14 protein-coding genes are annotated in these 14140 nt (G+C 65.5%); 8 read left to right on the top strand and 6 right to left on the bottom strand.

Annotation, left to right across the window (positions count from 1 at the left end):
- A partial coding sequence (locus NQU54_RS42215) for a hypothetical protein (RefSeq protein ID WP_257635619.1) occupies window positions 1-213 on the bottom strand: 213 nt, incomplete at its 3' end.
- 78 nt (window positions 214-291) lie between these two features.
- Here NQU54_RS42215 and NQU54_RS42210 point away from each other — a divergent pair.
- The 8 genes from NQU54_RS42210 to NQU54_RS42175 all read left to right on the top strand — a co-directional run bounded on the left by NQU54_RS42210 (window position 292) and on the right by NQU54_RS42175 (window position 7803).
- On the top strand, window positions 292-444 hold the full coding sequence (locus tag NQU54_RS42210; RefSeq protein ID WP_257635618.1) for a hypothetical protein: 153 nt from the start codon (window positions 292-294) through the stop codon (window positions 442-444).
- A 74-nt stretch (window positions 445-518) separates the two neighbouring features.
- Window positions 519-1388, top strand: a complete 870-nt coding sequence (locus NQU54_RS42205; RefSeq protein WP_257635617.1) for a hypothetical protein — start codon at window positions 519-521, stop codon at window positions 1386-1388.
- 43 nt (window positions 1389-1431) lie between these two features.
- Window positions 1432-2961: an amino acid permease gene (locus NQU54_RS42200; RefSeq protein WP_257635616.1), complete on the top strand. Its 1530-nt coding sequence runs from the start codon at window positions 1432-1434 to the stop codon at window positions 2959-2961.
- 818 nt (window positions 2962-3779) lie between these two features.
- Window positions 3780-4316, top strand: coding sequence for a glycosyltransferase (locus NQU54_RS42195; protein ID WP_308408538.1), 537 nt, complete (start codon window positions 3780-3782; stop codon window positions 4314-4316).
- A 55-nt stretch (window positions 4317-4371) separates the two neighbouring features.
- Window positions 4372-4983, top strand: a complete 612-nt coding sequence (locus NQU54_RS42190) for a helix-turn-helix transcriptional regulator (RefSeq protein WP_257635615.1) — start codon at window positions 4372-4374, stop codon at window positions 4981-4983.
- 36 nt (window positions 4984-5019) lie between these two features.
- On the top strand, window positions 5020-5985 hold the full coding sequence (locus tag NQU54_RS42185) for an endonuclease/exonuclease/phosphatase family protein (protein WP_257635614.1): 966 nt from the start codon (window positions 5020-5022) through the stop codon (window positions 5983-5985).
- A 126-nt stretch (window positions 5986-6111) separates the two neighbouring features.
- A complete protein-coding gene (locus NQU54_RS42180; RefSeq protein ID WP_257635613.1) occupies window positions 6112-6933 on the top strand; it encodes a hypothetical protein in 822 nt (273 codons plus the stop codon).
- A gap of 210 nt (window positions 6934-7143) precedes the next feature.
- Window positions 7144-7803, top strand: a complete 660-nt coding sequence (locus NQU54_RS42175; RefSeq protein ID WP_257635612.1) for an HAD family hydrolase — start codon at window positions 7144-7146, stop codon at window positions 7801-7803.
- A gap of 90 nt (window positions 7804-7893) precedes the next feature.
- Here the strand turns inward: NQU54_RS42175 and tyrS are convergent, their stop codons facing one another.
- The 5 genes from tyrS to NQU54_RS42150 form a co-directional block, all read right to left on the bottom strand.
- A complete protein-coding gene (tyrS, locus tag NQU54_RS42170) occupies window positions 7894-9162 on the bottom strand; it encodes a tyrosine--tRNA ligase (RefSeq protein WP_257635611.1) in 1269 nt (422 codons plus the stop codon).
- Window positions 9163-9300: 138 nt separating this feature from the next.
- Complete coding sequence (locus tag NQU54_RS42165; RefSeq protein WP_257635610.1) at window positions 9301-10443, bottom strand: glycosyltransferase; 1143 nt, start codon at window positions 10441-10443, stop codon at window positions 9301-9303.
- 4 nt (window positions 10444-10447) lie between these two features.
- Entirely contained in the window at window positions 10448-11401 is a 954-nt protein-coding gene (locus NQU54_RS42160) for a phosphotransferase family protein (RefSeq protein WP_257635609.1), read from the bottom strand.
- The gene (locus NQU54_RS42155) at window positions 11398-12459 is read right to left on the bottom strand and encodes a glycosyltransferase family 9 protein (protein WP_257635608.1); all 1062 of its coding nucleotides are present in this window, start codon (window positions 12457-12459) and stop codon (window positions 11398-11400) included. The genes NQU54_RS42160 and NQU54_RS42155 overlap by 4 nt, the downstream gene beginning before the upstream one ends.
- Window positions 12456-14138, bottom strand: coding sequence for a pyridoxal phosphate-dependent decarboxylase family protein (locus tag NQU54_RS42150; RefSeq protein ID WP_257635607.1), 1683 nt, complete (start codon window positions 14136-14138; stop codon window positions 12456-12458). The genes NQU54_RS42155 and NQU54_RS42150 overlap by 4 nt, the downstream gene beginning before the upstream one ends.
- Window positions 14139-14140 lie beyond the last annotated feature (2 nt).

Raw genomic sequence — 14140 nt, 5'->3', positions numbered from 1 at the left:
TAACACCCGACATCCACCGCACCTCGCTTGCTCAGCATGACGCCACTGCACAAGTATCTGGACCGGCCGTCGGGGCGATCTGCGAATTAGGGTCTTCGGCTCCCCCGTCCCGAAGCCCCGCAGCGTCCCGACGGCCTTCTCAATCCTCTCCCTATCCGTTGCGTTCGAGGTTCTGATGGCCTTCCTCTCCCTCTTCTGGTACTCGGCCTTCATTATGGCCGCCGCATCCGCGGTTTCTTTGCACTATCGCCTGGTGGCCATAACTCACGCCCATAAGGGGGAGGATTCGCTGTGAAGGTGCCCACGCGGCGGGCGATGGTTGCCGAGGCCAGGAAGCTGGTACGGATACGTCAGCTCTCAGTGACCTGCCCCGAGGGCGAGGTCCTGTACACGCCCTTTGGCTTCTGGCACGGCGAACCGCGGATGATCTGGCGGGCCGAGTGATGGCACGGCGTGGACAGACGCAGAGCGCGCCTCTCGATCAGCATCCGGCTCGTGACGACGCAGCGTTGCGGTCCGTGGTGGACGACGTGGCGATGGGGCGTTGGGAAGGCGCCCGGGATCTGCTGGCAGCGACGGGCGCGGACTGGGACCGCCGGATCTTCCGTCTCCAGGTCCTCGCCGAGGTGGGGGTGCGGCTCAGGTTCGCCGACACCTGGGCGAAGGCCGAGCCGCGCTCACATCATGCCCTCGCGCTCCTCGCGAACGTGCAGGCCCTGCGCGCGATGATCGCCGGACGCAGTGCCGGCCGGGCACTGATGGAGGACGCCTGGTCCACCTGCCGCGCCGCACTGAAGGTGTGGCCGCAGGATGTGGCACCGCTGGTGGTCATGCTCGCGCTGCTGCGCACCCACGCTCCCGACCGGAAGGCACTCAGCCACGTGTGGGAGGAGATCAAGCAGCGTGACCCCTGGAACCGCGAAGCCCATCATGAGGTGGTCACCTACCTGTTCCCTCGCTATCACGGAGCGCCGGGAGAGGCGGCCTGGTGGGCCGAAGAGCAGGCATCCACTGCCCCCAATGGGTTGCCCCTGGCGGTCTTGCCACTCGTCGTCCTGGCGGAAACACACCGGGCCCGCCAGGAGCAGGACCAGAGGTCCTACGGCCTGACGATCCACCCCTGGTTCGACTGTCCGCACATCAACCGCGTGCTGGAGCGCTGGTGGCGCTATCGCGCGCCGAGCCCCCATGCGTGTTTCGCCGATGACGCCAACTACCTCGCCCACGCCCTGTCGTTCGCGAACCGCCACATCGAGGCCCTGGAGGTGTTCGACGCCATCGGCCCGTACGCCACGCACGTTCCCTGGTCCTACTGCGGTCAGGCCCGCGAACTGTTCCTGCGGCACCGTGCCTGGGCCTACAGCCCACCGCGGCGCCGACACCACTGAGCACCCACAACCACCCGACCGATGCAAGAAGGGCGGAATACCTGTGCCTCTTGATGTCTCCCGTGTCTCCGACGAGGAACGCCTCAAGCAGCTCGGCTACCAGCAGACGCTGTCCCGCTCGATGTCCGGCCGCGCCAACTTCGGCGTCAGCTTCACGATCATCTCCATCCTGTCCGGCTGCATGACGCTCTACGGCTACGGCATGAACACCGGCGGACCCGCAGTGATCATGTGGGGCTGGCTGTTCGTCGGCCTGATGACGCTCTTCGTCGGCCTGTCGATGGCCGAGGTCTGCTCCTCCTACCCCACCAGCGCCGGTCTGTACTTCTGGGCGCACCGCATGGCCCCCAAGCGCTCCGCAGCAGCGTGGGCGTGGTTCACCGGCTGGTTCAACACTCTCGGCCAGATCGCTGTCACTGCTGGCATCGACTTCGGTGCCGCCAACTTCCTCAATGCCTTACTCGATCTCCAATTCGGCTACGCCGCCACGCCGGGCCACACCATCTCGCTGTTCGGGATCATCCTGGCCCTCCACGGCGTCCTGAACACCTTCGGTGTGCGCATTGTCGCCCTCCTCAACGAAGCCTCCATCTGGTGGCACATCCTCGGCGTCGCTGTTATCTGCGGCGCCCTGGTGCTCATCCCTGACCACCACCAGTCGACCCGGTTCGTCTTCGGCGAGTTCGTCAACAACACCGGCTTCAGCTCCAGCGGCTACGTGGTGCTCATCGGGCTGCTGATGGCGCAGTACACCTTCACCGGCTACGACGCCTCTGCCCACATGACTGAGGAGACCATCGACGCCTCCGTCGCCGGGCCCAAGGGCATCGTCCGCTCGATCCTCGTTTCCCTCGCGGCCGGATTCGTCCTCCTCTTCGGCTTCACCTACGCCATCCAGTCCTACACCGGTGCCCTCGAATCGGACACGGGAGTGCCCCCGGCGCAGATCCTCATGGACGCCCTCGGCTCGGCAGCCGGCAAGTGGATGCTGCTCATCGTCATCGTCGCCCAGCTCTTCTGCGGCATGGCATCCGTCACTGCGAACTCCCGGATGATCTACGCCTTCTCCCGCGACGGAGCGCTGCCCTTCTCCAAGACGTGGCACAGACTCAACCCGGCCAGCCGGACTCCCACCAATGCCGTCTGGCTCGCCACGGGCGGCGCCTTCGCCCTCGGCCTGCCCTACCTGTGGAACAACACCGCCTACGCCGCGGTCACCTCCATCGCCACCATCGGCCTCTACCTCGCCTACGTCATCCCGACCTTCCTGCGGCTGCGGCAGGGGAGCCGGTTCGAGCGGGGGCCCTGGCACCTCGGCTCCTGGTCAACCATCGTGGGCACGATCGCCGTCGCCTGGGTCCTGGTGATCACGGTGCTGTTCATGCTGCCGCAGAGCTCACCGGTCACCGCGGACACCTTCAACTACGCGCCGATCGCAATGGGCATCGTCATGGCCTTCTGCGGCACCTGGTGGCTCGTCTCGGCCCGCAAGTGGTTCCTCAACCCTGCCCACCCACGCAACTTCAGCCCGCATCGCGAACGTACCCGCGGAGAGGAAGTCCCTCGCCCATAGACCAGGGACAGAGAGTGGCGGCCCGCTGCTGCTCGCAGGCATCCGGTATACGGAGACGGGGCGAGAGCCTCCACCGTAAGAGATGTCGGTGAGGAAGACCCAGTGGCGCTGACACTGCCGGGGCGCTGACGCCCGGCGGCACTGCCCACTGTGGCCGCATCGGCCCTTCACCCATGATCTGGCGCACCCGGTATCCGCCGCCTTACCAACTCAGTCCTGGACTCCCCAAAGGGCCCTGCCATGACCACACAGCACCACACGCAGCGACGCTCCATCCTCCTCGTCCGTGCATCCTGGTGCATAGACGCAGTAACTGGAACAGATCGATCCATCTCTTCACTCGCCGCCGCACTGGCGGCGGCCGGGCACCAGGTGGCCATCGCCACGGCCAGCGAACAGCATGACGGCACCGGACTGCCCGGCGTCCCCGTCGAGCAGTTCGACCTGCCCTGCACTTCACAGGCGCTGCGTAAAGCCCTCATCACCACTGAGGCAAAAGTCCAGCGGTCCCTGAGCGACCTGATCGTCCGACGTCGAGTCGACACCGTCGTGTCCGTAGGTGCTTTGTGGGGTCTGGGTCGCCTGCCTATTGATCTTCCTTACGGCGTCCAGCGTGTGCTTGTGGTGCCCGCACTCCCGCACGAGCAGGACATGCCACCGGCTCTGGCGTATGCGGACACCGTCATCACCTCCTGCGACGCCGTCTGCGGCAGGCCGCCACCGCGGCCTGGCCCACCCGTAGATGGCGCGTCGTCCCCAACGCCCCACTCCAGAATCCCGGCATCCCCGCCCCGGTTGCACGGAAGGCTGAAGCCCCGGTGCGGGTGCTGGCCCCGGGCGGCGAGGATGTGGGTGTCCTCGAGCTGATCGCAGCTGCCAGAGCATGGCATCGCCATGTGGAGGTCGCCCTCGCTCCGCCCGGGCCCGACGACCTACGCGGTGGGCGGGCCTTGCGGCAGCAGTGCCAGATACTCGCCGACCGGGCACCGAATATCACACTCGCGCAGGTGCCCGGCTGGGCAGAAGTTGCCGGCTGGCTGGCCGATGCTGCCGCAGTGATCATCCCGTGCCGCCGCCCCGCCAGCAGCATGACCGCTCTGGAAGCCCTCAGCCAGGGCACACCGGTCATCGCCTACAACACCGGCATCCTGTCCGACCTGCTCCTGCCTCTCCAGCACGGTTCCCGCCGGCTGCTCGCCGACGTCATGCACGGGCCGAACGCGTTGCTGTTCCTCACCGACGGACTGCTCGCCGACCTTGCTTCCTACCGAGCGGCCTGCCAGGCCGCCTACTGGCGTGTCCAGGACCTCCGGCCTGCCCGCGTCGCACAGCTCTTCTGCTCCGCCCTGCCCTGAGCGACACCGAACCGCCCCAATCCACCCGTCCGGCAACGTCGATGGATCCCCAAGGATGACCGACCGCATCACTGTCCAGGTGTGCGCCGATGACCCCATCTCCGAGGCCGGGGTGATCAGTCTGCTGCGCCCGCGGCCGGAGATACGCCTGGACGACGGTGCCGACGATCCAGCCGTGACCGTGGTGGCAGCGGACATCTCCGATCCGGCCGGGTACCAGCTGCTCCGCACCGCGCAGCACAGCGGCTCATCGCGGCTCGTCCTATTGGTCTCCCGTCTGCTGGACCATCAACTGTCGCTGGCCGCCGAATGCGGTGCCGCCGGGATCATGTGGCGCGCGAGCGTCGACAGCGATCGGCTCGTCCGCATGATCCAGACCGTGGCTACAGGAGACGGCCACCTCCCGCCGGACCTCCAAGAACGCCTGCTCCACTTGCTCGGCCAACTCCACGGAAGGGAACAGAGTCTGGGGATCGGGCGAGTGGCCGAGAGAGAAATCGATGTCCTGCGGCTGGTCGCCGAGGGCTACGACACCCCGGACATCGCCCTCAAGCTGAGCTTTTCAGAACGCACGATCAAGAACGTGCTGCATGCCTTCATCACCCGGCACCACCTGCGCAACCGATCCCACGCCGTGGCCTTCGCGCTACGCAAGGGACTCATCTGACCTGCCCCGTCATCCTCTTCAGGAGAACCACTGGTCATGCCCGTAACGAGATCCGCCGAGGATAGTGGCAGCGACACCTTCCTCATCGTCAGCTCCAACTTCGAGGGCAACGGCGTGGGAGACCCCGGTCGCCGCCGGGCCATGCACACCACCATCACGGACATCGGCCCAGGCATCCTGCTGCGGCAGGAATGCGACAAAGCCCTCGCCAACAACCGCAAGCTCCTCTACGAGGACGAAGACGCCCTCGGCCTGCGCGGCTGGATCGGCCCCAAGAAGGGGAAGACCAAGCAGCTCACCGGCATATTCGTTGACCAGTCGCGGTTCCGCTGCGTCGGCGAATGGCGCGACAAGGCGGTATGGAATCAACCGCCCACCACTCTCTCGCTGAAGATCGACGCCTGCGCGGTGCCGTTCATCGCCTCCTCCGTACATGCCAGCTACAGCTCCCCGGCCAGGCGCCGGCTGGAAGCGGAGCGGTGGACCACGCTCAACGACAAAGCGGCCACAGTCCCGGGCGCCTCACGCGCCTACGATCGCGACCGGCGGAAGACACCGGTGTACATGATCGGCGGCGGAGACTGGAACTCCTATCCCGAACCGGGTCTGGATCACGTCAGGCTGCCGGACTGGAACGAGATCGATGACGAGCAGCACGTAGCCCACCGCAGCGTGCTGGACGCCCACGGACGCCGTATCGCGGACAGTTATCCCGATCGGATCCTGCGGACCGCGGGCCTGGAAGACGTCGCCCGGCATGCCGTTCACACCAACGGAGCCGCCCGGCGCCAGGCCCTGGCCCCCACCTGCGGCGTGGACTGGCAGGGAGGCCGACAGCGCGTCGACCGCATCTACGCCAGCAAGCCCCTCCTCCCAGCGATCACAGACGTCAAGGTCATCGACGTGGACTGGTCCGACCACGACGTCCTGGTGGTCACGGTGAAGACCGAGGAGTTCATCCAGATCCTCAATCGCACCTGGCAGCTGGCACTCGCGACCTGACCGGCCCTCAAGCATCCACACCGTCCGGGGGGTTGCCACGCCCCATCTCAGCTCGGGTCCCTCGGCACACGAGCCACCGCTCCACACATCTCTGTATCCCGCCATCACCATCAGACAGGAAACACCTTGGCTCACGCGAGCTTGTGCACCGACCACCCCGGCTGGACCGACACCGAGTCCCGTTGCTACCGGCTGCTGTCCAACGAACAGGGCGGCACTTGGCTAGCCTCCTGGGACGGGCAAGCCCTTGACTTCATGCCCATGGCCGGCGATGGAAGCCTCCCCGACCTCACGTACACCCATCACCACCAGCTTCCCCCGGCCGTGCCACACCAGCTCGCCGATGCGCTGGCCCCCTTAGGAACAATCGTGCGCATCTCGAACCCCTCGCTATGGGACGCCCTGTGCGTCGCGATACTGCGACAGCGACAGCTCCCTCCCGGCGCCAGTCGCAGGCTCTACCACCGTTGGTGCACCCTCTATGGGCCTGTCTTCGAGAGCCCATACGGAGCCCTCCACCTCACCCCTACCCCGAAGAGGATGCTCGGCCTGCCGGACCACACCTTCCACAGGGCCAAAATCGCCACCCTCCAGGCAAGCCTACGATCGGCCGCCCATGCCTACCTGCTCCATGCCACCGCGTGGAGACAACTCGAGGGCCACGCTCTGGTCACCGCACTGAGCGACATTCACAAAGTCGACAGTTGGACCGCCGCCGTAGCAGCAGCCGACTACCTGGGCGATTTCGCCCTCTATCCCCACCACGACCTCACCTTGCGCACACTCGCCCACCGCGCGGCCCCCGACGCCAGTCTTCCCGTCGCGGAAGAACCCTTCGCGCACCAGTGGACAGCCTGGACCGCCACCTCCAGCCAATTGCGCACCCTGACGCTGGCCACCCTCGCCTTCGGCAGCCACGCCTCCACCGTCCCCACCCCAGCGCAATGAAGTACCCCCGCCCCAGCCAGCGACGAAGCTACTGTGGCGTGCGGTGACCATCACCGCGGCTTTGTAGGACGCGAGGACCACGTGCGCAATGCCACGCGCTGCCAGCCAGTCCGTCGAGCGCTGCCGATGGCAGACATTGCAGAAGCGGCGAACCCGACGACGACCATACGCGGCACGGGGGTTGGTCACCGCGGGTCTACACTGCCGCTCATGACGCGGAGTCCTGTCGATCTGGCGATCTTCGATTGTGATGGCGTACTGGTGGACAGCGAGCGGATATGCGTCAGAGTGGACGCGATGATCACGGCTGACCTGGGGTGCGCGTTCACCGAGGAGGAGATCATCGAGAAGTTCGTCGGCTCCTCCACCGAGGTCTACACGGCCGCCGTGGAGGAACGGCTTGGACGGCGCCTAGAGAAGAACTGGCTGCGGCAATACGAGCATCTCTACCAGGCGGCCCTCGAAGCTGACTTGACCGCTGTCGATGGCGTCATGGAAGCCCTGAACAGCCTTGCGATGCCTGTCTGCGTCGCATCGAACACTGGTCACGCCAGCCTCAGGAGAAACCTGGAGATCGTCGGTCTCAGAGACCATTTCGAGGGGCACATCTTCAGCGCAGCCGATGTCGCCCGAGGCAAGCCTGCCCCCGACCTCTTCCTGCACGCTGCGCGATCCATGGGTGTAGAACCCGGGCGGTGCGTGGTGATCGAGGACAGTGCGTACGGGGTTCAGGCAGCCCGTGCCGCCGGTATGCGGACTTTCGGCTACTGCGGCGGTCTCACGCCGGCCTCGCGGCTGGAAGGGCCAAGCACCAAGCTGTTCGACGAGATGCGCGACCTGCCCAAGCTGCTGGCCACCACTACCCACTGAACTTCCGCAGCGCCTTGCTCCTGCCACTTGGCTCCGTGAGCCGGAGGCACTCCCCCGGCTCACGGCTGAGCTTCCGTCTCCCGGTCTGCTTCAGGCTCCGGTGACCTCGATAGCCGCCAGATTCTTCTTCCCCCTGCGCAGCACCAACCAGCGTCCGTGAAGGAGCTCGTCGGCCGCGACCACGGCATCCTCGGCGGTCACCTTGACGTTGTTCACGTAGGCGCCGCCCTCTTTCACGGTGCGGCGGGCTGCCGACTTGCTCGGCGCCAGGCCGACCTCCGCGAACAGGTCGGTGACCTGGCCGAGCTCGCTCACCTTGGCGTTCGGGAGCTCTGAGATCGCGGCGGCCAGCGTTGCCTCGTCGAGTTCGGTGAGCTCGCCCTGCCCGAACAGCGCCTTTGACGCTGCGATCACAGCGGCGCACTGGTCGGCGCCGTGCACCAACGTGGTCAGCTCCTCGGCAAGGGCACGCTGCGCGGTACGGGCTTGCGGCCGCTCCTCGGTCACCTTTTCCAGCTCCTCCAGCTCCTCGCGGGACTTGAAGGAGAGGATGCGCGTGTAGCGCGAGATGTCCCGGTCGTCGGTGTTCAGCCAGAACTGGTAGAACGCGTACGGCGTGGTCATCTCCGGGTCGAGCCAAAGCGTGCCCGTCTCGGTCTTGCCGAACTTGGTGCCGTCCGCCTTCGTCATCAGCGGCGTGGCCAGCGCATGCACCTCGGCGTGCGGCTCCAGGCGGTGAATCAAGTCCAGACCGGCCGTGAGGTTGCCCCACTGGTCGCTTCCCCCCGTCTGGAGGGTGCAGCCATACCGCCGGTACAGCTCCAGGAAGTCCATCCCCTGAAGCAACTGGTAGCTGAACTCCGTAAAGCTGATGCCCTGATCGGACGCCAGGCGCTGAGCGACCGAGTCCTTGGAGAGCATCTTGTTCACCCGGAAGTGCTTGCCGATATCCCGCAGGAACTCGATCACGGTCATGCCCCCGGTCCAGTCCAGGTTGTTGACCATGGTCGCCGCGTTGTCGCCCTCGAAGGAGAGGTACGGCTCGATCTGCGCCCGCAGCCGGGTCACCCACTCGGCGATCGTCTCCGGGTCGTTCAAGGTGCGCTCGGCGGTCGGCCGAGGATCGCCGATGTGGCCGGTCGCGCCGCCCACGAGCGCCAGCGGTCGGTGCCCGGCCTGCTGGAGTCGGCGGAGGGTGAGCACCTGCACCAGGTGGCCGACGTGCAGGCTGGCCGCGGTCGGGTCGAAGCCGCAATAGAACGTGACAGGGCCGTCCGCGAGAGCCTTGCGCAATGCATCCTCGTCAGTGGCATGGGCGATCAGCCCGCGCCACGTGAGCTCGTCGACGATGGCCGTCACGGTCCCGTGTCTCCTTGAGTCGCGCCTACAGTGCGGCGGCCAGTCTAGTCGTCCAGTCGAAGCCTCCGCGTTTGTGCTGGTCAGCGGCATCGCGTACGGCGGAAAAGCCAAGATCACCCCACATCTGAGTGCCCTGAGTCACACAGCCCCGAACCATGCGTCGAGCAGCCGGTCGGAAACAGCCTCGCTGTGATCACGGTAGTCACGCACGAGCGCTCTGCCGGTGGTCACGAATCGGGCCCGGAGTGCCGGATCATGATCAAGAGCGTCGATCGCCTGCCCGAGATCTTGCGCAGCCCGCTCCACGTCATTCTGGGAAACCATGGGATACAGCACATTGCCATCGAGCTCGTAGCCGGCGATCGGCGGCGGGGCGATAAACATCGCGGCGTTCCCGAGTTCGGGCAGGCTGCCTATCCGGTGAGCTATGACAGGCACTCCTGACTCCATTGCTTCAAGCGTGACTCGTGCGAGACCTTCCGGGCCCAACGACGGCACCAGCAGAATCCTGGTGCGGCTGTAGATCGTGTTGGGATCCGGGGTGAATGCGGCCACTTCGACATTCGGTGAGGGCGGCACATACGCCGGGACATCGGGCCAGGTTTCCACGGCCAGATAGGCATCGCTGGGGCGCTGCCGAATGAGCGCGTCCCAGACACGCCGGCCCTTGATCGGGTGGTGATTGATCAATGTCAGAAATCGACTCTCTGCCCCCAAAGGTGCCGGGGCGACTCGTCGCTCGGGTAGGAGGTTAGGGAGAACCTGCGCTGGCACACCGGTTTGGCCGTGGAAGGCGTCGGCGATGGTCTGGCTGACCGCGTGCACGCTGGTCTGCCGCATCAGGTTGTAGTAGCTCCGCACCTCATCTTCAGGGTGGTCTCTGCTTGTGGGGTAGAGCTGGTCGGTCACGAGCACGGCTACCTGCCGACCGCTCGCAAGGCTTTCGTCCAGCACCGCATGATGCGCTTCATTGAGCCGAACCGCACACGAGTTGAGCAGGATCACATCGGGGTCCAGGTCGTTCAAAATATCTTGAAGAGCCCGCCGGTACGCACTGGCTACCCCCGGAGCACCGATGAAGGTTTCGTGGACAGCGCAACCCTGGATGGTTCGAGTTCTGCGTCCGACTCCGGGGTTCCTGCTCTGCGCGATACAGGCGAGGCTGGTCGGGTGCCCTCGGGTTACGACGCGTTTTAGTAGTTCGCGCACCTGCAAGAACAGGCCATTGGTAAAGCCCTCGCGGGTGAAGTCGTCGATACTCACAAAGACGATACCGGCCATGACGTTACTCCTCGTGGGCCGCGGCAGCGGCAAAGGCATCGAGCAGGCTCCGAAGCCGGACGGCGATCTGGCTGTCGGCAGAGGGCGGGCCAGCGACGCTGAGGGGACTGGGGGCGAGCATTTTGAGGCATGCGATCGCTGAGTACAGGTCGAATACGCGACGCCGGTTCGGGCCGACGCACAGCGGCACTGCAACCTGCTCAATACAGTCGGCCTCCGGTCCACGGGCCAGAAGTCCGGCACGAGCGACACCGAGCGGGTACAGAGAGTCACCGAATCCGACCTCGTCCAGGTCGACGATCGCCGTGACTCTCCCGTCTTCCACCAACACGTTCTGGTGGGTGGCGTCGATCAAGTAGGGCAACGGGTCGATGCCATCGAATTCGGGATGTAGCTCGTGGATGGTTCTGCGAATTTGTCCAATGGCCGGGACCTCCTGTTGCAGGGGCGCAAGCTGATCGACGGCACCGGTGAAGTACTCCCACAGCACGTCCGACCAGCGCGGGTGGCACCGAAGGTCACCGTAACTGGCGATACCGCCGTACCCGGGGCCGGGCGGGAGGCCGCGCGTGCGGTGTTGGATATCGAGCAGGTCGTCGGCAATGCTTCGCTTCTCGGCAGCCGTGAGGCCCACGTAGACGTTGCAGAGATCGGTTCCTGGAGCTTGCTCAAGGAACATGATCGGCCAGGGCAGCGCTGTCCCGCTCAGGTCCATGTGCAGCACGCGGGGAACGGGCACTCCCATCCGTGCAAGCTGACGCCGCCAGTACGCGAATCCGGCGAAGCACTCAGCACGGTCGTGACGCGCGATCCGCGCAATCACGCGCTCACCGGACACCAACTGCACCGTGAACACGAAGTGACTGCGGCCCATCGGGATTCGGTTCGCGGTCACGGCCTCTTGGCTCAGGCATCGACTGGCCGCCCGCAGGACTGCCTGCTCTGTCGGCGGCTTCACGACAGGAGCACCTCTGCTGCCTCGAGCGGGATGACATTGAGGCTGGCGTAGTCCCGAAAGAATGACCAGGTCGTCTCAAAGTCGTCGGTACTGACGATCAGACCAGGCACACCGAGGCAACCGGCGAGGTGGCCCAGGCCGCTGTCGCACCCTACGAAGAGACGACATGACAGCAGACGGGTAACCATTTCGGAAAGGTCGGCCCGGACGTAGGTCAAGTCATCGCCGAGGTAGGTCTGGGTGTCGGGGCCGCCGAGGACCCGCACTTCACCGTGCGCCGAGACCTGGTTCAGGAGCCGCCGAGCTGAGTGTCGCGATGGCGCAGTGCCGGAACGCGCATCGAGCTGGCAATACACCACATTCTCTTGGTCACGAGGCATCGGTGCCTGGCGGAGAGGCAGCGGCGGCACTCGGTGGCGGGCTCGCCCTCCAAAGGCGTCGGTGACGGCGTGGTTGAACCGGTCAAGCCAGGGGATGCTCCATGACGATCGGGCGAAGATCGCGTCGCCGTTGATCGACTCGCTGGGCGAAGGGGCATAGCTCACCCGCTTGCACGCGAACACCTCCACTACCTCGGCAAGGATGGGCGAACCGGATACGGCAACTGATGCCACGGCGTTGTCGCGGCAGTAGTGCTCGAGGCCGGTCACGATGCCCAGTGCGTCGCCGAGTCGGTTATGCCGGGCAAACCGCATCACAGTTCCCCCGGCGAGTGTTGACGGCGGTGTGTCCACCCGCGACGCGATTTTTGCTGCATCGACGAGCTGGTCGCTCAGGCAGCGCAGCCCTCGTTGGCCGCAGCGCCAAGTCCGGGGGACTGCCGCAATGTCCACCGCGGGCTGCCGGTGGAATTCGACAAATCGCACCTCGCCAAAGCCGAACTCCTCGATGAGCTCACGCATTGCCGGCGGCCCGCTCACCTCGACTCGGGCTAGTCCATGTGTACGGGCATAGGAGGCCAGGCCAGCGGCCAACTCGACACAGTCACGGACAGGAAGGTCGGCGGCTGCGAAGCGCGTCGGCAGCTCTTCTCGGCCACACAGCGACGGTCGCTTCATTGGGCCTCCTCGCACGCATCTGCACGCATGTACGTAGCATCGAACTGTCGCTTGCCCCTCAGCAGGCGTACGACCAGCTCTCTGGCGTGAGCATCAGAGAAGTACGGATTGAGGGAGTACACCCGTAGAGCGACGACCGGCTCGCCAGCCGGTGTATAGAAGGCCGCGGAGGTCTTGCTCACTGCGATTTGTTCAGCGTCCGGCACCCGTTGAGTCGATAGCCACGCGAATAGGTCAGAGATGTACTGGTTTATCCGGCGGACGGAGCTGGTGTCGCCGAACTCCTCCTCGGGGGCGGCGGGGTCGTCCGGCGGGTAACAGCGCACGAACACGTCCGGGCCGTACGAAAGTCTGTTGATAGCTGTCGCGTCGCGACCTGCCAAGGCATTGATGTGGCGCCGGAGCGCTTCTGCCGTTTCAAGCGCGTGGCCGAGCAGTTGCCGCATCCCCTGCTTGCCGAGAGTCTGCAAGCCAACCCAGGTCGCGACCATGTTCGCTGCCGACCTGGACGTCTCCAACGTGAAGGTTCCGGGGTTGTAGGCATCCTTGTCATGGAACAACGGGGTCATGGCTCCGCCGTCGCGGCGCAGCCGCGAGAAGTCCCGACCCTCTCGCATGACGATCATGCTCGACGTGTAGGGCGCGAAACCGGTCTTGTGGAAGTCCGTTCCGAACGAGTCGGCGTGCTGCACCGTTTTCAAACGCTCCACAAGACGTGACAGCTTGGCCACCACCGGTGGGCTGAAGCCGAGGGGATTCTTGTGCAAGTCATAATCGATGAAGCAGAGGTATGCCCACCCGATGACTGTGTCTGCGTGCACATGGGGTGTGTATTCCAACCCATATTCGGCGGCCAGCCGATCCCGCATCGTAGCGATCTCGACGAAGTCGTCGACAGCCATGTTGGAAGTCGTCCCGCCCGCGCCGATGATGCATGCAAGCCGGTGGCCGCGTGCCAGCACGTCGCGGCAGGCCGCTTCCATCGACTCCAGGTCCGTGGTCTGGTCGGGTAGCGACGCAGCGGATATGTAGTTTCGAGTGCCGATCCCCAGCCACGCGCACGCGGATTTCTGCGAGTAGTGCGCCGGCCAGGACCCGACGACGGCCATCCCAGGCTCGATCCCACGCTCGGCGTGGTCGGGCTGTGCCTTGGAAATGCCGACGTTGATGGCGTACAGGTTGGTCCCCGTGCCGCCGAACGTGAACAGGCCGCCTGCCCGCTCCGGGTCATACCCCGCCAACCGCGCCAACGCCTGGGCGGAGGACAACTCAGCGGAAAGGGTCTCCGCAGCGTCCTCCCCAGTGACGCCGTTCGGCATGAACAACGACACCGCGCACAGCGCTGCCAGGTTGACGAACGACGGCGGCGGAACGATGTTCTTGGCGAACATCTGGTGATGAACTTTGACCGACCCAGCGAGCCACCAGCGCAATTGGCTAAGCGCCGTCTCCGCTGTGACAGGGCTTTCCGGCAGCCGTCCGTCACCCATGGAGGAACGCATACCCTCCTGGCCGGTGCGCGGATACACGGGCCCCTCGCCCTGATGGCTCAGCGTCTCATCGAGGGCGCGGCGGAGGAGCCCGACAAGCGCATCGGCATTGGTCCCGTCGGGACGCAGGAACAGGCTGCTGCGCCAGCGCTCAAACTCATCTCCGTCCCCGAAGGAATCAATCGTCATCG

Origin of the sequence: Streptomyces malaysiensis subsp. samsunensis (assembly GCF_024519315.1) — a bacterium.
Taxonomy (GTDB): domain Bacteria; phylum Actinomycetota; class Actinomycetes; order Streptomycetales; family Streptomycetaceae; genus Streptomyces; species Streptomyces malaysiensis.
The sequence above is the reverse complement of the archived record's forward strand: the minus strand, read 5'-3'. Positions and strand labels throughout refer to the sequence as shown.